At 51.0% G+C, this 21,250-nt stretch carries 16 protein-coding genes and 1 tRNA gene; 14 read left to right on the forward strand and 3 right to left on the reverse strand.

The genetic code is table 11. The features are described 5' to 3' along the window. Positions 1 to 20 precede the first annotated feature (20 nt). The 9 genes from KCG43_RS01100 (at position 21) to purF (ending at position 13,250) form a co-directional block, all read left to right on the forward strand. Complete coding sequence (locus tag KCG43_RS01100) at positions 21 to 1,187, forward strand: 4-phosphoerythronate dehydrogenase (RefSeq protein WP_218382861.1); 1,167 nt, start codon at positions 21 to 23, stop codon at positions 1,185 to 1,187. Then, positions 1,184 to 2,197: an aspartate-semialdehyde dehydrogenase gene (locus KCG43_RS01105; RefSeq protein ID WP_192015090.1), complete on the forward strand. Its 1,014-nt coding sequence runs from the start codon at positions 1,184 to 1,186 to the stop codon at positions 2,195 to 2,197. The genes KCG43_RS01100 and KCG43_RS01105 overlap by 4 nt, the downstream gene beginning before the upstream one ends. 268 nt (positions 2,198 to 2,465) lie before the next feature. Beyond that, positions 2,466 to 6,890, forward strand: coding sequence for a FimV/HubP family polar landmark protein (locus KCG43_RS01110; RefSeq protein WP_218382863.1), 4,425 nt, complete (start codon positions 2,466 to 2,468; stop codon positions 6,888 to 6,890). A 131-nt stretch (positions 6,891 to 7,021) separates the two neighbouring features. Continuing rightward, positions 7,022 to 7,801, forward strand: a complete 780-nt coding sequence (truA, locus tag KCG43_RS01115; RefSeq protein WP_192015092.1) for a tRNA pseudouridine(38-40) synthase TruA — start codon at positions 7,022 to 7,024, stop codon at positions 7,799 to 7,801. 279 nt (positions 7,802 to 8,080) lie between these two features. Next, positions 8,081 to 9,022: an acetyl-CoA carboxylase, carboxyltransferase subunit beta gene (gene accD, locus KCG43_RS01120; RefSeq protein WP_192015093.1), complete on the forward strand. Its 942-nt coding sequence runs from the start codon at positions 8,081 to 8,083 to the stop codon at positions 9,020 to 9,022. A 204-nt stretch (positions 9,023 to 9,226) separates the two neighbouring features. Beyond that, positions 9,227 to 10,510, forward strand: coding sequence for a bifunctional tetrahydrofolate synthase/dihydrofolate synthase (folC, locus tag KCG43_RS01125; RefSeq protein WP_218382864.1), 1,284 nt, complete (start codon positions 9,227 to 9,229; stop codon positions 10,508 to 10,510). A gap of 2 nt (positions 10,511 to 10,512) precedes the next feature. Further along, on the forward strand, positions 10,513 to 11,073 hold the full coding sequence (locus KCG43_RS01130) for an SPOR domain-containing protein (protein WP_218382865.1): 561 nt from the start codon (positions 10,513 to 10,515) through the stop codon (positions 11,071 to 11,073). A gap of 64 nt (positions 11,074 to 11,137) precedes the next feature. After that, the gene (cvpA, locus tag KCG43_RS01135; RefSeq protein ID WP_027252861.1) at positions 11,138 to 11,629 is read left to right on the forward strand and encodes a colicin V production protein; all 492 of its coding nucleotides are present in this window, start codon (positions 11,138 to 11,140) and stop codon (positions 11,627 to 11,629) included. Positions 11,630 to 11,732: 103 nt separating this feature from the next. Then, positions 11,733 to 13,250, forward strand: coding sequence for an amidophosphoribosyltransferase (gene purF / locus KCG43_RS01140; RefSeq protein ID WP_027252860.1), 1,518 nt, complete (start codon positions 11,733 to 11,735; stop codon positions 13,248 to 13,250). An 86-nt stretch (positions 13,251 to 13,336) separates the two neighbouring features. Here purF and KCG43_RS01145 read toward each other — a convergent pair whose 3' ends face one another. Both KCG43_RS01145 and KCG43_RS01150 read right to left on the reverse strand, forming a co-directional pair. Further along, entirely contained in the window at positions 13,337 to 13,936 is a 600-nt protein-coding gene (locus tag KCG43_RS01145) for a Yip1 family protein (RefSeq protein WP_161444961.1), read from the reverse strand. Positions 13,937 to 14,083: 147 nt separating this feature from the next. After that, entirely contained in the window at positions 14,084 to 14,962 is an 879-nt protein-coding gene (locus KCG43_RS01150; protein ID WP_192015096.1) for a LysR family transcriptional regulator, read from the reverse strand. Positions 14,963 to 15,291: 329 nt separating this feature from the next. Between KCG43_RS01150 and KCG43_RS01155 the strand changes: the two genes are divergently transcribed. From KCG43_RS01155 to galU, 3 genes are all read left to right on the forward strand, one after another. Next, entirely contained in the window at positions 15,292 to 16,380 is a 1,089-nt protein-coding gene (locus KCG43_RS01155) for a response regulator (protein WP_218382866.1), read from the forward strand. Positions 16,381 to 16,529: 149 nt separating this feature from the next. Further along, positions 16,530 to 17,030 (forward strand): transcription/translation regulatory transformer protein RfaH, encoded by a 501-nt coding sequence (rfaH, locus tag KCG43_RS01160; protein WP_192015098.1) that lies wholly within the window; start codon positions 16,530 to 16,532, stop codon positions 17,028 to 17,030. Positions 17,031 to 17,187: 157 nt separating this feature from the next. Beyond that, complete coding sequence (galU, locus tag KCG43_RS01165) at positions 17,188 to 18,090, forward strand: UTP--glucose-1-phosphate uridylyltransferase GalU (protein ID WP_192015099.1); 903 nt, start codon at positions 17,188 to 17,190, stop codon at positions 18,088 to 18,090. A gap of 103 nt (positions 18,091 to 18,193) precedes the next feature. Here galU and folD read toward each other — a convergent pair whose 3' ends face one another. Beyond that, the gene (gene folD, locus KCG43_RS01170; protein WP_192015100.1) at positions 18,194 to 19,051 is read right to left on the reverse strand and encodes a bifunctional methylenetetrahydrofolate dehydrogenase/methenyltetrahydrofolate cyclohydrolase FolD; all 858 of its coding nucleotides are present in this window, start codon (positions 19,049 to 19,051) and stop codon (positions 18,194 to 18,196) included. Positions 19,052 to 19,403: 352 nt separating this feature from the next. Here folD and KCG43_RS01175 point away from each other — a divergent pair. Together KCG43_RS01175 and tig are read left to right on the forward strand one after the other, a co-directional pair. Further along, positions 19,404 to 19,480, forward strand: a tRNA-Arg gene (locus tag KCG43_RS01175). A 417-nt stretch (positions 19,481 to 19,897) separates the two neighbouring features. Next, positions 19,898 to 21,211 carry a trigger factor gene (gene tig / locus KCG43_RS01180; protein WP_218382867.1) on the forward strand — a complete coding sequence of 438 codons (1,314 nt, stop codon included), beginning with the start codon at positions 19,898 to 19,900 and terminating at the stop codon, positions 21,209 to 21,211. The last annotated feature ends 39 nt before the right edge of the window (positions 21,212 to 21,250 follow it).

The raw sequence follows: 21,250 nt of genomic DNA on the forward strand, positions 1-21,250 counted from the left end.
GCTACTTTTTCGGAGCCCCAATGAAAATCCTTGTAGATGAAAACATGCCTTATGCGGTTGAACTGTTCAGTCGTTTAGGTGAGGTTATCGCCAAGCCTGGCCGCACACTGACAGCCGAAGATCTGGTTGATATTGATGGTCTCATGATACGTTCGGTCACCAAAGTGAATGCCGATTTACTGGCAAAAGCCGACAAGCTGCGTTTCATTGGCACGGCAACCGCCGGTCAGGACCATATTGATCAGGCCGCGGTGGAAGCGAAAGGGATTGCCTACACAGCCGCGCCGGGCTGTAACAAGGTCGGGGTGGCTGAATATGTGCTAAGCAGCCTGATGGTGCTGGGCCAGCAGCAGGGTTTTTCGATTTTCGACAAAACGGTAGGGATTGTCGGGGCCGGCAATGTCGGCTCGTATCTGGCAGGCTGTCTGGATGCCTTAGGTATCCGCTATTTGCTCAATGATCCCCTCAAAGAAGCGGAGGGTGATCCGCGGCAGTTTGCCTCGCTGGACACTCTGATTAAGCAATGCGATGTCATCACCCTGCACACACCGTTGACAAAGCAGGGCGATTACCCGACCCATCACCTGGTGGATCAGGCGTTTCTTTCCCGCCTGAAAGACGGGGGGATTCTGATCAATGCCGCCCGGGGCCCTATAGTCGACAGCCAGGCACTGAAACATGCCCTGCAGCAGTCGCAAACCGGTCAGGGTAAAGCATTGACGGCGGTACTGGATGTGTTTGAGCATGAGCCTTTGGTTGATCGCGAGCTATTGCCTTTGCTGGCATTTGCCACCCCCCATGTGGCAGGTTACGGCCTGGAAGGCAAAGCCCGTGGCACGACTATGATTTTCAATAGCTTCTGCGAATTTCTTGGCCGCGACGACAGAGTAGAAGCGGCAGAATTGTTACCGGTTGCGCCTGTGCCCTTGGTGCGGCTGAGCAGAGAGTGGGATGAAGACACGCTCTTCACCTTGATTCAGTTGATCTATGATGTCAGAAAGGATGACGCCCTCTTTCGCCGTAAGATGCAGGCGGTCGATGATGCCGCTATGGCGTCGGAATTCGATAAGATGCGAAAAAATTACTGGGATCGACGCGAATACAGTGCGGTCACGGTAGAAGGTCAGGGGCATTTTGGGTTAGAGTCGCTGGCTAAATTAGGTTTTACTGTTGAGGAAACACCATGAGTCAGGAATTTGATATTGCCATTCTCGGAGCCACCGGTGCCGTTGGGGAAGCCATGGTTGAGGTGCTGGAGGAGCGTAATTTTCCTGTCCGTAACCTGTATCTGCTCGCCTCCGAGCGCGGTGCGGGCAAGACGCTGCGATTTAAGGGTAAAAGTGCCCGTGTGACCAATGTCGAAGACTTCGACTGGACGCAGGTGCAGCTGGCGTTGTTTTCTGCCGGTTCTGAGGCCTCTGAACATTGGGCGCCGATTGCCGCCGACGCGGGTGTGGTGGTGATTGATAATACCTCATGCTTCCGCTACGACCCGGAGATCCCACTGGTTGTGCCGGAAGTGAACCCGGAAGCGCTGGCCGATTTTCGTAATCGCAACATAGTGGCCAACCCGAACTGTTCGACGATTCAGATGCTGGTGGCCCTGAAGCCGATTCATGATGCTTATGGCATCGACCGGATTAACGTGGCGACTTATCAGTCTGTTTCAGGCTCGGGTAAGAGTGGCGTGAATGAACTGGCTGGCCAGACGTCCAAGCTGCTGAACGGTTTGCCGGTGGAAAACAAAGTCTACTCTAAGCAGATTGCTTTTAATTGCCTGCCGCAGATCGACGAGTTCATGGATAACGGCTACACCAAAGAAGAAATGAAAATGGTGTGGGAAACCCAGAAAATTCTCGGCGATGCCAATATCCGCGTGAACCCGACTTGTGTCCGTGTGCCGGTATTCTACGGCCATGCGGAAGCTGTGCATGTGGAAACTTGTCAGCCTGTGATTATTGAAGAAGTGATCAGCCTGCTGGAAAATGCCGATGGCATCGAAGTGTTCCACGGCAGCGAGTACCCGACCCAGGTGGTGGACGCTATCGGCAAAAACCATGTCATGGTCGGCCGTATCCGGGAAGATATCAGTCACCCTTGTGGTCTGAATATGTGGGTGGTGGCGGATAACGTCCGTAAAGGCGCAGCGACCAACAGCGTGCAGATTGCAGAGAAACTGATCCAGGAATACCTGTAAGACACAAAGCGAGTTGTTCCGGCCACCAAGCGGCCGGATACACCCGGCGATTCAGAGGCGTGCGAATGAGCACGCCTTTGAGTTCCTTTAGCCAATTTCTTGATCTTCACAGTAAAAGCCGGGCATGGTGATTGACATCAAGCCATGGCAGGCAACAATCACTTTTAATGTTCACAAACGCCTGTCGTTTTGCATTTACGCTCAAGTATTCTGGCTACAGGCCGAAGAATTCCTAGTTTACTATCTCTGCCAGAGAGGACAGCAGGCAGTGTCTGACTCATCAAATAAAATGAAACGTGCCATCTTACCGGTCGTTATCGCATCGGCGGCTTTGCAGCTTCCTGTCGCCGTTCAAGCGAACACTGTTCGAATTATGGGGCCGACCGATCAGGTTGCTGAGCCCGTACAACCACCGGCGCCTGCGGTGTCACCCGCGCCATCGCCCCGACCCGCTGTGACTCAGCCTCGCGCGGCCACGTCGCGTCCAGCGACGGCTCCCGGCAATCGCTCTGTCGGTATTTACGGCCCGACAGGCGAAAACGAAACCTTATGGTCCATTGCGTCGCGGTATAAGCCCAATGACAACGTTTCTATTTATCAGGTCCTCGGGGCAATTTTCCGTGCCAACCCCAATGCCTTCACTGACAGCAATATTCATGGCCTGATCCCGGGTAGCCGCCTGAGAATGCCGACCATGGCTCAGATTCAGGCGGAAAATGCCGATCAGATACGCAATCGTGTAGAAACTGATCTTCAGCGCCGTGAGCAGTCGCGCGCGCGCGCGGGTAACGCGGGCAATACGACCGGAGGTAATAATAGCCGTCCGGCCTCTGCATCAGCAGGTACGTCGGGGACAGGCTCAGCTTCTGCACCCAGATCGGCGCCAGCACCGAAACCGGCCGTACCTGCGCCACAGGTTCAGGCTCAGTCTCCTTCAGTGCCTGCCAGCACACCAGAACGCCCAGCCGCACCAGCAGTGTCATCCACCGCGCCTGCAGCGGGTGTTGCCGCCGCTGCCGCAGGTACGGCGAATGGTGCCCTTTCGCCTGCGCTTCAGGAGCAGCTTGACACTTCAGATGAAGAGCTGACCAAATTACGCGAAAGTAATCAGTTGCTTCGTGTTCGCTTGTCTGAAATGCAGCATGAAATTGGTGCGCTGAAAGAACAGCTGGCGGGTGACGAGGAGCTGCGCGGCGAAATTCAGTCATTCATTGCCCAGCAAAAAGTGCAGCAAGGCCAGCTTGACGCGCCGCTGGTCGAACAACCGCCAGTTCACTGGCTGGATAAACTGGTTGCAAACCCGTGGGCACTGGCAGGTGCTGCTTTGATTCCCGGCAGTTTAATTGCAGGCTTACTGGCATTTTTCGTTGGCCGGCGCCGTAAAGAGGAAGACACAGCTCCCCCTGTCGCTGAGGTAAGCAAAGAAGCGCCTAAGCCTATAGTCACTGATCTGGACGATGATGAACCGCATCTGGGGCTGGACAGTGAAGACAGCAGTCTTGACGATCTGTTTGATGATAAGACGCCGCAGGACAATCCGATCTTCTCGGACAACCTGTTTGATGATAACGATGCAGAGCTTGATGAGCTGGATCTGACGGACGGGCTGGATGACGCCTTTGGCAATGAATTGCCAAAGAGTGATATCTCGGTTAAGAACAACGATCAGGCCATTGGTCTCCAGGATATGGAGCGTGCACTGGATCAGATTGATCAGGCGCCGCCGCAGGAAAAAGAAGACAGTCTGAGTGGCATTTGGGACAAGCCTTTCAGCGCACAGGATAACGAAGAAACGGACTTTGATCTTGCCGTTGGTTTACTGGAAGACGAGGACGCATTGCCGGCAAAGCCCGTCGAAGACAAGCGCAATGACGATCTGTTCGATGCCTTTGCTGACAGTGAACTGACAGGTAATAAAGCCGACAGTATTGAGCTTGGCATGCTGGATCAGGACATTCTCAATGAACTGATGCAGGATTTTGAACGTGAAGGTGACGTGCAAAATGAGCCCGCCAGCTCTGCGGTTAACAATGCCCCGGCTGACAGCATTCAGGATGACAGTGCTGAAGCGGATTGGGAACTGGACGATCTCAATAGTGACTTCAACCTGGATGCCAGCAGCACCGAGTTACTGGACGAGCTGATTGATGATCAGGAAAGTGATGCTGACAGCGACTTTGAGCTGGATGAAAACAGTACGGTCCTGCTGGACGAGTTGCTGGATGAAGATAACCCCAACGAGCAGATCGATCCTGAGCTGGATGCTGAAGAAAACACAGATGAAGACAAAGATGTTTTCGATGAGCTGCTGACACTGGATGAGGAAGACCCTCAGGAAGAAGAGGATACTGTTAGTGCGGATGACATCGACGATCTGATTTTTTCTGAAAAAAAAACCGTCGATGAGCACTTAAGTGAGCTGGATGACACTGAGACACAAAGCGAGCCGCCTGAAGAATATCTTCAAGGCATGGCCGATGTCGGTGACTCGGTTTCAGATGGTACAGAGATCCAAGACTCTGCCCCTGATGAATCTGACACTGGTATTTTTGACGCTGAGCCTGAAGCTGAGAAAGTGGCCGATGCAGCGCCACCACCAGCCGCAGTTCAGGCGGCGACTGATGAAGCAGAAGCAGTCGCTGAATCTGAATTTGAGTCAGAATCAGAGCCAGTATCTGAGCCAAAAACGACAGCCAGCCAGGATGAGCTGACCGTTGAAGCGGACCCGCAGCAGGATGATATTGATAGCCTGTTGAGTGACGTCCAGACGGATGACTCAGTCGTTATGGAATCTGACAGCGCAGATTCGGCCCCGGACGACAATATCGAAGCCGAGGATTCAGGCGCTGTGAATGAACCGGTTTCACACAGCGAAGCACCTGCAACTGAGATTGGCGATACTGAAGCAGAGCCAGAGCCAGAGCCAGAGAAAAGTGTGTCTGCTGAGCAAGACGCAGATGAAGGGGCAGCAACAGAAACGTTTGCCCAGCAGGTTGCGGAACACACTGCACCTGACGCCCAGGATGTGGTTGCTGAGCCTGCACCGGCTTCACCAGACACCGAGTCGGCTGAAGATCACGATACCGTGCCGTGGCATCACGACAGCGATGAAGCCAGCCAGTTGATAGAACAGAACCCGTATCTGAAATCGGAGCTGGCTGAAAAGGCTGTCGATGAGGCACAGGTTAAGACACAGGAGCAGACTCAGACACAAGCACAGGCTGCAGAGCCTGAGTTTGTGGACGACGGGCAGGTACATGAACATACCTCGGCGCTGGATGCAGCAGCGGAACAGCCCGAAGCAACACTCGATCCTGCCTGGGATGAGGCCGTTGCCGGACGCCAGGAACCTGTGTTCAACCTGGAGGAATTTCCGGAGTTCGACGAAGAAGCTGCGCTGCTCGATCCTGAAGCGGTCTCGTGGCAAGACGATGAGGATGACAAAGACTGGTCTGATGATGATGCCCAGGCCGCGCTCAATAAAGTCTCGGAGCAGTTACAGCTGGCCGCGCAGGCTGCTGAGCGAAACGGTGAGCTGGCTGAGACAGAAGCAGAACCGGCGCAGGCAGTACCGGCGCAAGATGCTCCTTCATTACAAGATGATTCTGCGTCGCAAGAGGCTTCTTCCGGGCAAGAGACTGCCGGGCAAGCCGTGCCTATGCATGGCAAACCTCAGTATGAATATGCGGTGATTGATCCGACGACCTTGCCTGAGTTTGATGAAGATGATGCATTGAATGCCTCATTTGAAGAGCAGATGGAGCTGGAGCAGTACGAGCAGGAACTGAAGCACGGCGATGAAGCACAGACTGTCCAGCCTCAGCCTCAGCTTCAGCCTCAGCCAGAGCCAGAGCCAGAGCCAGAGTCACAGCCAGAGCTGAATGAACCCTGGAGCGATGAAATGATCGACTCCGCAGGCTTGGATATGGCGGCGTTGCTGGCAGAACCTGAGCTTGAACTGCCAGCTATGCAGGCGTTTGATGAGCTTCAATCCGATGAGACACTGCCTTCAATGCGCACCGAAGACAGTGCGGATGCTGAGCCTGGGGGGGAACTGTCTGATCTTGCGTTGCCTGATGCCGACGCTCCGGCTGAGCCTGAATCTTTGCCGGAGCCACAGCCTGAATCTGAACCCAGAGCAGAACAAAACAATCCCGATGAGTTCGAGCATGAACAGTGGCTGCTACATGAAAGTGTGCCGCTGTCCGAGCTGGATGATCAGGAGCTGTCGCCGGAAGAAAACGCCATCTGGGGAGCGGATATCCCTGAGCCTGAACTGGAAAGTGAGGACTGGGGGGAGCAGCCGCCGCTCTCTGAACAGACTGACGAGCCTGTGGACGTCGCAGATACTCAGGCAGAGAGCCAGCTGATAGCCTCGGCAAGTGACAATGAGTCTTACATCAGTATCGATGAACTGATGAAAGAGCTGGAAGGGGAGTCGGATCCTGAACTGGATTCAGCACCGCTGAAGCTGGATGTGGGGCTGGATGAGTTTCCGGATGTGTTAGCCGGCATTGGCGATATTGATGTCGACGGTGCGGGTGAATACGCCAGCAAACTCGATTTGGCCAAAGCCTATCTGGAAATGAATGACACTGACGGGGCATACTTTTTATTGGAGGATGTGGCTGAAAACGGTGATGGCGATGTCAGCCGTGAAGCTGCGAATCTGTTATTAAAGATGGATCGCTGATCATTTCATCAGACTGAACAGGAAGTCCGCGTATGCGGACTTCTTTTCTTTTGGCGCTTTTTTTATAATCCCTGCTTTCGCTTTGCCGGCGGACACGCTGGCAGGGTTTTCAGATAAGTAAGAGTGCAGACATGCGAATTGCCTTAGGAATTGAGTACGACGGGAGCCGCTATTTTGGTTGGCAGCGTCAGCGTGACGTTGACAGTGTGCAGGGCAGACTGGAAAAAGCGCTGAGCAAAATTGCCAACCAGACCATAGAGGTGCAATGCGCCGGTCGTACCGATGCCGGTGTGCACGGTACCGGGCAAGTGGTGCACTTTGATTGTGATACACCGCGCAAGCTGGTGGCCTGGACGATGGGAACCAACGCCCATTTGCCCAAAGACATTGCTGTGCGCTGGGCAAAGGAAGTACCGGATGAGTTCCATGCCCGTTTCAGCGCCACCGCCAGACGTTATCGCTATGTCATTTACAATCATGCGCTGCGGCCTGCTATCCTTGGTTCGGGTATCAGCCATTATCACGGTGAGCTGGATGCTGAAAAAATGCATCAGGCCGGACAGTACCTGCTGGGCGAGAATGACTTTACTTCATTCCGGGCGGTGTTTTGCCAGTCCCGCAGCCCGTGGCGTAATGTGATGCACCTGAATGTCACCCGGCAGGGCCATTACGTCATTATTGATATTAAGGCCAATGCTTTTGTTCATCATATGGTGCGTAATATCACAGGCAGCCTGATTAAAGTGGGGCGGGGCGAAGAAAAACCTGAATGGATTCAGTGGCTGCTGGCGCAGAAAGATCGTACTTTAGCGGGTGCGACCGCAAAAGCGGAAGGCTTATATCTGGTTGAAGTGGATTATCCTGAAGCCTATGACTTGCCCTGCGTTTCTGCAGGCCCGCTCTTTTTGTGAGCAGGTGATCTGTTTTGACGCGCAATATCGCGCTGACTGGTTGTCGCGCAGGCAAGGTCTGCAGAGGTTGAGTGAAATCTGAGCTGTAATGGTTCAGTCGGACGTTAACTGGTCGGTCAAGTTTCTTGAGCTAAGATCCCGTTAACACTCTATTTCCTCAAGGTACAACCAGTTTTTTATCTACACTTAGACGAGTTTGTGTTTTAATTCCGGACTTGAAATTATCGAATTGATTATCCCTTGCCACAGGGCGGGGGAGATGTAAATGAAAGGTCATTCATGAGCTGGCTTGAAAAGATCCTCACAAAAAGCAACATTGTAACGTCTCGTAAAGCATCTATCCCTGAAGGGGTATGGACGAAATGTACCTCTTGTGAACAGGTACTTTATTACGCTGATCTTGAGCGCAATCTGGAAGTTTGCCCGAAGTGTGATCACCACATGCGCATGAAAGCCCGCCGCCGTCTGGAAACCTTCCTCGATGAAGAAGGCCAGGTGGAGATTGCTGCGGAGCTGGAGCCTAAAGATCACCTGAAATTCCGTGATTCGAAAAAATACAAAGACCGTATTACAGCGGCCCAGAAAGCCAGCGGTGAAAAAGATGCGCTGGTAGCCATGAAAGGGACATTGTTACAGCAACCTGTGGTTGCCTGTGCCTTTGAGTTCTCCTTCATGGGGGGCTCTATGGGATCGGTTGTCGGTGCCAAGTTTGTGCGCGCGGTTGATGAAGCGATTGCCAATAACTGCGGTCTGGTTTGTTTCTCTGCCAGCGGCGGTGCCCGTATGCAGGAAGCGCTGATGTCTCTGATGCAAATGGCGAAAACAAGTGCGGCGCTGGAGCGTTTGTCGGCGAAAGGTTTGCCTTTCTTCTCTGTGCTGACTGATCCGACAATGGGCGGTGTTTCTGCCAGTCTGGCGATGTTGGGTGATATCAACATCGGCGAGCCTAAGGCGCTGATTGGCTTTGCCGGACAGCGGGTGATTGAGCAGACTGTACGCGAGAAGTTACCTGAAGGTTTCCAGCGCAGTGAATTCCTGCTGGAGCACGGCGCGATTGATATGATTGTTGACCGCCGTGAAATGCGTCAGCGTATTGGCGGCCTGCTGGCCAAGATGATGAATGCTGAGTCTCCGCTTGTGGTGCCTGTCGAAAGGGAACCGCAGGTGTCAGCGGACGTCGAAGCTGACAGCGATACCGAGTCTGCGGAAGACAAAGCTTAAGACGAAAAAGCGCCTGGTTGTATACCGGGCGTTTTTTTTCGCGCAGACAAATGTCAGGCTGAAGTGAAAAGCGGTCTGCCAGTCAGGCAAATATCGTTATTGTTCCACATTTCGTTTCTTCGTTTGGCTCTCAACCGTTAAATTCTGCGTACTTCATGCTACATTAAGCGACATCATCTTAATTACATTAGTTAGTACTGTTACATGTCTGATTCCTCTGCAACGCCGCAATCTGTTCCTTCGGCTACTTCACCGCTAAATGACTGGCTGCTTTATCTGGAAAACCTTCACACCAGTGCCATCGAGCTGGGGCTGGATCGTGTGCAGGCCGTGGGTGAGCGGGCCGGATTACGCAAACCGGCACCGACAGTGATTACTGTTGCGGGCACCAATGGTAAAGGTTCGACCTGCGCCATTCTTGAAGCCATCCTGCAGCAGGCGGGATACAGTGTGGGTGTGTACAGCTCACCACATTTGGTGCGCTACAACGAGCGGGTACGCATTAATGGTCAGGAGCTGGATGACAGTGAACACAGTCAGGCGTTTGCGGCGGTAGAATCATACCGGCAGGACACCAGTCTGAGCCTGTTCGAATTCGGTACACTGGCCGCACTCAACCTCTTTAAAACCCATCAGGTAGATGTTGTGGTGTTAGAAGTGGGACTGGGTGGTCGACTGGATGCGACCAATATTGTGGATCATGATGTCTCGGTTATTACCAGTCTGGCCATTGATCATGTGGACTGGCTGGGGAACGACATTGAAGTGATTGGCTATGAGAAGGCCGGTATTTTCCGTGCCGGGAAGCCAGCCGTCTGCGGTCAGCCCAATCCCCCTGCTTCCGTGGCCGCGCATGCTGACAGTATTGGGGCTGAGTTGTATCAGGTTGGCTATCAGTATACCTACGAGCAGGCAGGAGAGACCTGGAACTGGAAGTGCGGTGCATTCGACATGGAACAGCTGCCTCTGCCTGCTTTACCTTTACCTAACGCGGCCACTGCGCTGATGGCACTTGGTGTCGCTGAACTGGAGATCAGTGATCAGCACATTGTTTCCGGCTTAGCCAAAGTGCGCCTTGCCGGCCGGATGGAAACGGTAGCGGATAATCCGCTGATTTTACTTGATGTGGCCCATAATCCGCATTCGGCAAATTATCTGGCCCGTCAGCTCAAGGCGCTGAAGAATGTCCGCCCGGTGGGTAAAATTCACGGCGTGGTGGGTATGCTGCGTGATAAAGACATCCCATCAACCCTGATTGAGATGAAGGCGGTAGTGGATGCCTGGTATCCGGCATCACTCAAGGGGCCTCGCGCTGCGTCTGCCCAGGAAATTGCTGAGCATCTGACGTTTCAGGGCGATCTGTATACTGCACCTGAACTTGCTTATCAGGCGGCATTAATGCTGGCGCAACCTGAAGATGTCGTGATTGTCTTTGGTTCGTTTTACACAGTTGGCGAAGTGTCCAGCTACATTAAGACACAGGAGTAAGTGTGGCGAGTAAATTTCAGAGTCGTCTGGTCGGAACTATCGTACTGGTCGCAATCGGTGTGATTTTTCTGCCTGATTTTTTTGATGGCAAAAAGCAGCACTTCCAAGAGCAGTTTGCCAGTATTCCTTTGCAGCCTCAGACTGGTAATGAAGACAACCTGATTGCGATTCCGGAACCCGTGGATGCGGAAGCCGAATTACCACCTATGCCAGTGACTGAGCAAATTGCCGGAGAACCTGTACTACCCGAGTCGGTATCCGAGCCTGTTAACGTCAAGCCGCAGCCTGTCGGCGAACCGCAACCGGGCAACACAGACAGTGGCTGGGTTATTCAGCTGGGGGTGTTCCGTAATTTTGAGAATGCGCATCAACTGGTTGAGAAACTCAGAAGTAAAGGCTATCAGGCGCACGTTCTGCCAAAACAGCTGAAACCAGGTGATTTGGCCCGTGTTGTCGTCGGACCCGAGATCGACAAAGATAAACTGTCAGGGAAAGCAGACGATTTGCGTAAACTTACCGGGCTTAACGGGCAATTGCTCAGATTTAACCCACTCAACCCTTAGGTAAACGTTTGCGTTCTGATTTTTTCTGTTAGAATACGCGCCAACAACAAGAATTAAGTAGAAGATGATCTGGATTGATTATGTCATTTTAGGGGTGATTGCCTTTTCTTCACTGGTCAGTTTGATCCGTGGTTTTGTGAAGGAAGCGCTGTCGCTGGTGATTTGGTTTGCGGCATTTTTTGTTGCCAGCAATTTTTACAAAGAACTGGCGGTGTATTTCACCAATATTCAGGATGAGCTCATACGAAATGGCAGTGCTATCGCGGTATTGTTCATTGCCACACTGATTGTGGGAGCGGTAGTGAATTATGTGATCGGGCAACTGGTGCAGAAAACCGGTTTGTCCGGTACCGATAGGGTGCTGGGTATCGTATTTGGTGCCCTTCGCGGTGTGCTTATCATTGCCGCTGTGCTGTTTTTTCTGGATGCCTTTACCGGTTTTGCTGATGCAGAATGGTGGCAGGCGTCGCAGTTAATCCCGCAGTTTGGTGTGGTAATTGAGTGGTTTTTCTCTTACCTGAAAGAGAGTTCCAGTTTTCTTCCCGGCGCGTTATAGCGCCGGATTTATATTAATTGCATTGAGTAACCGTATGGAGACAACGAACTAACGTATTGTTACTCAATGCAATTATTGATGATCCATGACGAGGATTTAGGACATGTGTGGTATTGTCGGAATCGTGGGAAACACCCCGGTTAACCAGTCTATTTATGATGCACTGACCGTGCTGCAGCACCGTGGCCAGGATGCTGCCGGTATTGTTACCCTGGAAAGCAATCGTTTTCGTCTGCGCAAGGCCAATGGCCTGGTGCGTGACGTATTCGAAGCAAAACACATGCAGCGTCTGCAGGGGACCGTAGGGCTTGGGCACGTTCGTTACCCTACTGCGGGCAGCTCAAGTGCTTCAGAGGCTCAGCCTTTTTATGTGAACTCTCCTTACGGTATTTCACTGGCGCACAATGGTAACCTGACTAACGCAGCCGACATCAGAGATTCGCTCTTTGAGCAGGCTCGCCGTCATGTTAACACTTCTTCCGACTCGGAAATTCTGTTGAATGTTCTGGCTCATCAGCTGGAAGGCGCGACTAACTACCCGTTAACTTCAGATGACATCTTTGCGGCGATTCGTGCTGTGCATAAAAAGGTGCGTGGTGCTTATGCCGTTGTGGCTATGGTTATCGGGCATGGTCTGATGGCATTTCGTGACCCGCACGGAATCCGCCCTCTGTGCCTGGGTAAGCGCGAAGTTGAAGGTAAAGTCGAGTACATGGTTGCCTCTGAATCGGTGGCACTGGACGCAGTGGGTTTTGATTTCATGCGTGATGTTGCACCGGGAGAGGCGGTCTATATCACTTTTGACGGCCAACTGTTCACTGAGCAGTGTGCTGAAAATCCGGCTTTGAACCCATGTGTGTTCGAGTTCGTGTATTTTGCCCGTCCAGACTCTTTCATTGATAAGATTTCTGTGTACAGCGCTCGCCTGAATATGGGTAAGAAGCTGGGTGAGAAGATTAAGCGCGAGTGGGATGATCTGGATATTGATGTGGTTATCCCGATTCCGGAAACCTCTTGCGACAGTGCACTGGAAATTGCCCGTACGCTTGATAAACCTTACCGTCAGGGCTTTGTGAAGAACCGCTATGTCGGCCGTACCTTTATTATGCCGGGTCAGCAGCTGCGCCGTAAGTCAGTGCGTCGTAAACTGAACGCGATCAGCTCTGAATTCAAGGGTAAAAGTGTCCTCCTGATTGATGATTCGATTGTACGTGGGACCACCTCTGAGCAAATCATTGAAATGGCGCGTGAAGCGGGTGCCAAAAAAGTCTACCTGGCTTCTGCGGCGCCGGAAATTCGTTTCCCTAACGTATACGGCATTGATATGCCAAGCGCGAATGAACTGATTGCTCATGGTCGTGAAGTGGATGAAATCTGCAAGATGATCGGTGCAGACGGTCTGATTTTCCAGGACTTGCAGGATTTGGTGGATGCGGTTGCAGAAGGCAACCCTGACATTAAACTGTTCGAAACCTCCGTCTTTAATGGCAACTATGTCACGGGCGATGTGAATCAACAGTATTTAGAGTACCTGGAAACGCTGCGCAGCGAGGATGCCAAAACGCAACGTGAGATTCAGCAGGAACTGGCAAACCTGGAACTGTATAACGAAGGCGTGTAACGTCGTTTACTGTCAGTACCAGTGTCTGAACACAAAAAGGCAAGCTCCCGGAGCTTGCCTTTTTAATGTGTTGAAGCCGGGACAGGTTAGTGGCTGAACTGTGGCCCCAATCCCATGTTCCACAGGATGACTGAGCCGGCAATGATGGAAACCAGCAATACCAGGCCACAGGTTACAATCGAGCTGGCATAGATAAAGCCGCGCTCTTCCGGAATGTGCATCAGAATAGGGACACCTGTGTATAGCAGGTACACGGAGTAGGTAATACCGACCAGTCCGGCCATCATCAGAAACCACAACTGAGGGTACAAGGCGGCAATACTGATCATAAACAGCGGCGTTGCTGTGTAAGCTGCCAATTCAAGCGCTTGGGTATAGGTTGGTGTTGAGCCAAAGGTATGGCTCATCCAGTATGTCAGGTAGGCAAGCGCAAATACCCCGCCAATCAGGGCAAAGTACATGGCAACAGACATGAACAGCGCACTGGACGGTGTCAGGTAAATCGGGTCAACAGCCCCGACCCGCCAGCCGATAAACACACTGGAAATGTAGGCAAAAATAGGCGGAAGCAAGGCGATCAGCATAATGTGGCTCAAACTGCTTTGCATCCCCTCATGCTGCTCATCAATGTTGTGCCACTCTTTTTTGGGATGAGTGTAAAGCCCGAATAAATGTCCCAGAATCATAACCTATCCTCGTTATCTAGGGTGCAAATCGCACAACGTATTGCAGGTTGTTGTTCAGAACACTGTCAGTGCATATCCGGGCACTTTTTGTGTTCTTTGTCATATAACGTTTAGACGGGCTTCTGCCGGTTGGCAAGGTGAGCAGGCTCAGGATGTGCTGAAGAAGTGACTTACGAACTCAATAAACAGCCTCAGCTTCTCTGGTTGGTGATCTTTGTGGTTATAGAGAAGATAGACATTGCGCGGGTTGGCCGACCAGTTATCCAGCACTCGTACCAGCTCACCGCTGTGAATGTATTTTTTCAGCATGGCATCTGGCATTAATGTAATTCCCAGCCCGGCCACACAAGCTTTCCTGACCACATTCAGCTGATTGGACTCGAAGCGTCCCTTCTCATTAACCGTGATGTTTTCTCCGTCTTTGTTGCTGAGCCGCCAGCGCAGCAGAGGAGAGCCTTTGAGCAGGGAGTGCTTGGACAGATCTTGCGCATGAGTGAGCGTTGGGTGACGTTGCAGATAATCTGGGCTGGCAACCAGTATATCTTCCACCGCGTTTATTTTACGGGCAATCAGTGCCGAATCACGTTGCGGACCGACACGAAAGATAACATCCCAGTCAGTTGGGTCTAACTGCTCGGGTTCGTTGCTCAGAAACAATTCAATACTGATAGCCGGGTGTTCAAGCATGAAGGCGTTGAGCATAGGTTGCAGCATGACTTTGCTCAGATTGGTCGGAGCTGCTATTTTGAGTCGTCCGCTTGCCCCTCTGGACTCTTCCCGAATATTTTCTGCGGTATCCAGTAACTGTTGAAGCAATGGCGTACACAGCTGGTAATACTGCTGGCCAGCTTCAGTCAGCGACAGCTTGCGAGCATGGCGGTTTAGCAGGCGCAGGTTCAGGCTTTCTTCCAGTGCCTGTATACGGCGGGTCAGTGTGGCAACAGGCACCTGATGCTTGCGAGAAGCGGCGGTATAGCTGCCTTCCTCAACCACAATGCGAAATAAATTTAGATCATCAAGCTTCATAGGCGTGTCGTGAGCGGATATGAGAAAGTGGGAATTGTATAACAAAACACTCAATGTGAAGAGGTTAACATTGAGTGTTATTAAAATAGGACCTTCAGGGACCAAAACGAGTTTCGCAATGGGCAAGATTTTGAACTGGCTAACAGAATACTAAAACTAAAGTTCATGAACAGGCAGACGCCCTGACGTAGCGCGGTTTTACGCCTATCCTAAATGAGAACATTCATCGCGACTACCCAACTTCGCACAGATTCAATTAGAAGGATGTGCCTGTTCAGCAGAATATTATTCTGTGCTCTTGGCCCCTTGTTTCATGGAGGGCACAATCGTTGCTAGAAGGTAAAGATATCCTCATTGTGGAGGACGATCCGGTGTTTCGCCGGATGATAACAGGCTTTTTGCTATCGCAAGGATGCGAGGTCAGGGAAGCTGAAGACGGTTTACAGGGACTGCGGGCCCTGCGCGACGGTATCCCTGATGTGCTTTTGTGCGATCTGGCTATGCCTGTATTGACAGGCATGGAGTTTGTTGAAGAGGTTTCGCTGCATTACCCCATGATTCCTGTCATTGTCATTTCCGGTACCGGTGAAATGGCCGATGTCGCAGCCGCTCTCAGGCATGGCGTCAAAGATTTTCTGGTCAAACCGCTGGATAACATCATGGTGCTGAAAGCTGCACTGATGTCGGTACTCAAAGCACAGGAAAACACAACCGAATACACAGACTTTTCCAGCCAGCTATTGCAGCATGACTCGACGGTAGATGAAGAACTGCAGTGGCATATCAATGAGCTGGAATCAAATCCGGAGATTGCTCGCGAGCTGCTGGTGGGGCTGATGCCGGACACCTTGTCCCGTCAGGGAGACTGGCAGATGAGCTACTGCGTTTTGCAGTCTGCCGATGTGCAGCCCGTGTTGCTCGACTACACTTGGTTGATGGACGGTCGTCTGGCTTTCTATCTGCTTGATGCTGAGTCAGGGGGCCGGCAGGGGGCGGCCACTGTGCTGCTGATACGTGCATTGTTCAATGACTATCTGCGCAAACGTATGGCAAGCGAGAATGACATTTCCAGTATGCTGCAAACCATTGAAAACGGGATGAAGCAGTCGGGTTACGCTGTGCCTATCAAGGGGTTGTTTGGTATTTTTGATGCGTGTGACAGAAGCCTGGTGGTGGTGTCAACCGGATCGGAAGCGATGCTGAGAACCAGCGATGGAGAAATGATAGTCCCGGCTGGCACCAGTCTGGGAGACGGGGCACGAAAAAACCTCACCTCTTCCTATGTTCTGCCGTATTCAGGCGCACGCTTGTCTTTGAGCAAAATTGGCGCCGCTAATTTCAGTATTACAATTCAGCGACTGGACGCCATGAAAGAGCATGAAATCCATCCGGCAGTGAAAGCAAAAACGAAAGTTTAGCGGAGAATCAATACACTATCAGCTTTAGGAGTAAACTGGAAAACGTTGGAAAAGTAAACGCTTAGCGTCAATGTACAGGGAAACTATTGAGGTTTATACCTCCCACCATATAATCACTTTCAGACAGACATTTTCCGGGCAGAGACGATATGAAAGATTGGTACCTACTTTATTGCAAGCGAAGCGAGCAGGAGCGGGCCGTGGTCAATCTGGATCGTCAGGGCGTAGAGTGCTATTACCCTCAGGTACTCGTCGAGAAAGTGGTGCGCGGAAAACGTGTCACTGTGAATGAACCACTGTTCCCTAATTATATGTTTGTTTGTTTTGACCCTGAATATGTCAGCTATACCACAGTCCGCTCGACGCGCGGTGTGGCTGACTTTATCCGCCAGGGGGCATACCCGCAAAAAGTTCAGCCTGAACTGCTGTTTGAGTTAATGACGAATGAAAATTGCGAAGAACACAGACGTCTGTTGTCTAATCTGCCCAAACCCGGCGAGTGCCTCGAGCTCAAACAAGGCCAGTTTAAGGGCCTTGAAGCCATCTATCAGGAACCTGACGGTGAAAAGCGCTCATTCATGCTGATAAACTTGCTCGGTAAACCGGTGAAAATCAGTATAGATAACGCAGATATCGTCCGCCGTGGGTAACCTGGTCGTGGCTTAAACATTCCGCCATCTCTGTCCTGCGTAATTTGTCTTTTTGTCGTTGAGGACACCAGCTCACGCTTATTGCTCAGATCTCTCGCTGCATAAAGGCAAGTTTGTTATATTGCGACTGACAATGACAACGTACATGGAAAAAGCAATGCAAAAGTCTTCCCCAGTTCGTAAAGCGGTCATTCCGGTAGCCGGTTTAGGGACCAGGATGTTACCAGCCACAAAGGCCATTCCCAAAGAGATGCTGCCTATTGTGGACAAACCTCTGATTCAATATGTCGTGAATGAATGTGTTGCGGCCGGTATTAAAGAAATAGTGCTGGTTACCCATTCGTCTAAAAACTCTATTGAAAACCACTTTGATACTTCATTTGAGCTGGAAGCAACGCTTGAAAAGCGGGTTAAGCGTCAGTTGCTGGATGAAGTACAGAACATCTGTCCAAGTGATGTGACCATAATGCATGTGCGTCAGGGCCAGGCAAAAGGCCTGGGCCATGCGGTACTTTGTGCCCGTCCACTGGTAGGCAACGAGCCGTTTGCCGTTGTCCTGCCAGATGTGATTCTGGATGATGCTGCCAGCGATCTGCGTAGTGAGAACATGGCAGCTATGGTTAATCTGTTCAATGAAACAGGTGTTAGCCAGGTCATGGTAGAGCCAGTACCAATGTCGGAAGTGTCTAACTATGGTGTGGCTGATGTGAATGGCGAGCAAATTGCGCCAGGCGATTCAGCCTCTATGGCCAAGGTTGTTGAGAAACCAGCGGCTGATCAGGCGCCGTCTAACCTGGCCATCGTGGGGCGTTATATCCTTCCTGCCGAAATCTGGGAAATTCTTGCCAAAACTCCGATTGGTGCAGGTGATGAAATTCAGCTGACAGACGCAATTGATATGTTGATGGAAAAGCAGCAGGTTAATGCGTTCCACATGACTGGTAAGAGCCATGATTGCGGCAGTAAACTGGGTTATATGCAGGCATTCGTAGAATACGGCTTACGCCACCCTGTGCTCGGGAATGATTTCGCGGCTTATCTGAAAACGCTGCAGAAATAACGCGGGTTATAACAGGTTATAAAAGCTGGCCAGTACCGATGAATAACAAAAAAAGCGAGGTTGATTACCTCGCTTTTTTGTTTCTGGAATAACTAAATACCTGTCAGCTTTCGTGGAATTGCTCACAGGCCAGCAGGGTATTTTCGATCAGTGTGGCAACCGTCATCGGGCCAACACCACCAGGGACGGGAGTAATGTGTTTGGCCTTTTGGCGCGCGACATCATATTCCACATCACCCACCAGGGTGCCGTTGTCCAGGCGATTGATACCGACATCTATGATAGTCGCGCCTTCTTTAATCCAGCTACCCGGAATAAAATTAGGCTTTCCTACCGCGACAACCAGGATATCAGCCTGACGAACATGGCTTTCCAGATCCTGAGTGAATCGGTGACAGGTTGTGGTCGTGGCGCCGGCAAGCAACAGTTCAAGGGTCATAGGGCGGCCAACGATATTAGAAGCACCCACAATAACCGCGTGTTTGCCACGAGCCTGGATATTATAGCGCTCCAGCAAAGTGATAATCCCCTTTGGTGTGCATGAGCGCAGTTTCGGGATGCGCTGGCACAGACGCCCGACGTTATAGGGGTGGAAACCGTCGACATCTTTCTCGGGATTAATATGTTCAAGCACTTTGGTGGAGTCAATGCCTGCAGGCAGAGGCAACTGTACCAGTATCCCATCTATGGACTGATCTGCATTCAGTTCATCAATCAGCGCCAGCAGTTCGACTTCTGCAGTATCAGCAGGAAGGTCGAATGAGCGAGAGATAAAGCCCACTTCTTCACAGGCTTTGCGCTTGCTGCCGACATAAATCTGTGAGGCAGGATCCTGACCTACCAGAATGACGGCTAACCCAGGTGCACGTAATCCCGCGTCAGTGCGAGCCTTAACACGTGCAGCAACTTCTTGTCTGACAGTTTGTGAGATAAGTTTTCCATCAATGATTTGAGCGGCCATGATTTTCCTTTGTACAGAAATGAGCTGAGCAGGCATATTGTCGCAGAGATAAGGGGGGAAATCTATAGCGCAAACGTTTGCTTTTTGCGGGCTTCAGATAAAACCCCTGCGTTAATAAAGAAGTAATTGCTGCCTAAAATACTGCAATCTAAAGATTTTCAAATAATAAGTGCTTAGCTGTACAGAGAAAGGATGTGTTTCGCTGAGGCAACAAAGGTGGGTGTTTGCCGTAAGTTTAACCGCTTGGTGCATTTGGCGAGGTATTTTAACGTTTTATCGTTGACCTTGATCTCAAGCGACGTATAATTCACCCCCGTTAGTTAACGCTACTGATTGCTAACTCTCAGACAATGCGCCCTTAGCTCAGTTGGATAGAGCACGTGCCTTCTAAGCATGTGGTCGCAGGTTCGAATCCTGCAGGGCGCGCCACTTTTCTTCGTCACACCCTTCTTTTTCTACTCGCTTCTTCATTTTTCATCTTTGGTTACAGTGCGCAAAGCAGCATGCAGTATTGATTAAAATTCCTGCACTGAATCGACATTTGAACAAAAAAGCGAGGCTAAACTGCAATTTTTTCGTGTTTTCTCTTGAAAATGCGAATTCAGACCCTATCTTGTCCGAAGGTTTACACTTGGTGTGACACCAGATGCCTCGACGAAAGAGGGCTGGGTCGTTATAATACCGCGCTTTAATTTTTGTTTCAGTGGCACTGGCTAGTGATACAGAAATTGACCGAATTCAGGCGTTATGGTGTTCAAGCCGTAACACGAAAGGATGCCAGCGTCAGCAGAGATCTGACGGGCAAGATAACTCAGTCAACCTGAGTCAGTTTTGAGGTTTAAGAAAATGCAAGTTACCGTTGAAACCACTGAAGGCCTAGAACGCCAAATTACGATTACTGTACCTGCTGCAAACATCGAAGATGCAGTAACTGCCCAGTTGCAGAAAATCGCTAAAACCCGTCGTTTTGACGGTTTCCGTCCTGGTAAAGCACCAATCAAGATGGTTGCACGTATGTTCGGCGCATCTGTACGTCAGGATGTACTGGGTGAAGTGATGCAGCGTCATTACATTGAAGCTATCGTTAAAGAGAAAATTAACCCAGCCGGTGCGCCAACGTTCACGCCAGTCGACATGGCTGAAGGTAAGGATCTGGTTTTCAAAGCAACCTTCGAAGTGTTCCCTGAAATTGAACTGACGGGTCTGGACAAGATTGCTATCGAGAAGCCAGCTGCTGAAGTGAAAGAAGAAGACGTTGCTCAGATGCTGGAAACACTGCGTAAGCAGCAAGCTAACTGGGCTGAAGTTGATACCGCTGCTGACGCAGACAGCCGTGTGACTATCGATTTCACTGGTTCTATTGACGGTGAAGAATTCGACGGCGGTAAAGCAGAAGCTTTCCCTCTGGCAATGGGCCAGGGCCGTATGATTCCAGGCTTCGAAGAAGGTATCGTTGGTAAGAAAGCGGGTGAAGAGTTCAGCATTGAAGTCACTTTCCCTGAAGACTATCACGCCGAGAACCTGAAAGGTAAAGCGGCTGTGTTCGCCATCAAACTGCACAAAGTAGAAGCTCAGGAGCTGCCAGAGCTGAACGACGAATTTGTGAAGAAGTTTGGCGTTGAAGACGGTTCTGTTGAAGGCCTGAAAGCTGAAGTGCGCAAGAACATGGAGCGCGAGCTGAAGCAAGCGGTTAAAGGCCGTATCAAGGATCAGGTTCTGAATGGTCTGATTGAACAAAACGACATTGCTGTACCTTCTGCGCTGATTGACCAGGAAGTTAACACCCTGCGTCAGCAGGCTGTTCAGCGTTTCGGCGGTAATGCGGATAATGCGGATAATGCACCAGAGCTGCCACGTGAGCTGTTCGAAGAGCAAGCTAAACGTCGTGTAGTAGTTGGTCTGCTGCTGGGTGAAGTGATCAAGGCTGAAGAACTGAAAGCCGATGACGAGCGAGTTAAGGCGCTGATCACTGAAATGGCATCTGCTTATGAAGATCCAACGGAAGTTGTTGCATACTATGAAAAGAATGAGCAACTGATGAACAACATGCGTAATGTTGCTCTGGAAGAACAAGCGATTGATGCTCTACTGGCTAAAGCACAGGTTTCAGAAAAAGAAGTAAGCTTCAATGAGCTGATGAATCAGCAACCAGCAGCTTAATTGACTGAAATGACTGTAAAGATTTGACTTCATTTCAAA

It is taken from the genome of Photobacterium sp. WH24 (assembly GCF_019204055.1).
GTDB lineage: Bacteria > Pseudomonadota > Gammaproteobacteria > Enterobacterales > Vibrionaceae > Photobacterium > Photobacterium arenosum.

Coding starts and splice junctions, on each gene's coding strand:
- KCG43_RS01100 (WP_218382861.1), top strand. CDS start 21: ATGAAAATCCTTGTAGATGAAAACATGCCTTATGCGGTTGAACTGTTC.
- KCG43_RS01105 (WP_192015090.1), top strand. CDS start 1,184: ATGAGTCAGGAATTTGATATTGCCATTCTCGGAGCCACCGGTGCCGTT.
- truA (WP_192015092.1), top strand. CDS start 7,022: ATGCGAATTGCCTTAGGAATTGAGTACGACGGGAGCCGCTATTTTGGT.
- accD (WP_192015093.1), top strand. CDS start 8,081: ATGAGCTGGCTTGAAAAGATCCTCACAAAAAGCAACATTGTAACGTCT.
- folC (WP_218382864.1), top strand. CDS start 9,227: ATGTCTGATTCCTCTGCAACGCCGCAATCTGTTCCTTCGGCTACTTCA.
- cvpA (WP_027252861.1), top strand. CDS start 11,138: ATGATCTGGATTGATTATGTCATTTTAGGGGTGATTGCCTTTTCTTCA.
- purF (WP_027252860.1), top strand. CDS start 11,733: ATGTGTGGTATTGTCGGAATCGTGGGAAACACCCCGGTTAACCAGTCT.
- KCG43_RS01145 (WP_161444961.1), bottom strand. CDS start 13,936: ATGATTCTGGGACATTTATTCGGGCTTTACACTCATCCCAAAAAAGAG.
- KCG43_RS01150 (WP_192015096.1), bottom strand. CDS start 14,962: ATGAAGCTTGATGATCTAAATTTATTTCGCATTGTGGTTGAGGAAGGC.
- rfaH (WP_192015098.1), top strand. CDS start 16,530: ATGAAAGATTGGTACCTACTTTATTGCAAGCGAAGCGAGCAGGAGCGG.
- galU (WP_192015099.1), top strand. CDS start 17,188: ATGCAAAAGTCTTCCCCAGTTCGTAAAGCGGTCATTCCGGTAGCCGGT.
- folD (WP_192015100.1), bottom strand. CDS start 19,051: ATGGCCGCTCAAATCATTGATGGAAAACTTATCTCACAAACTGTCAGA.
- tig (WP_218382867.1), top strand. CDS start 19,898: ATGCAAGTTACCGTTGAAACCACTGAAGGCCTAGAACGCCAAATTACG.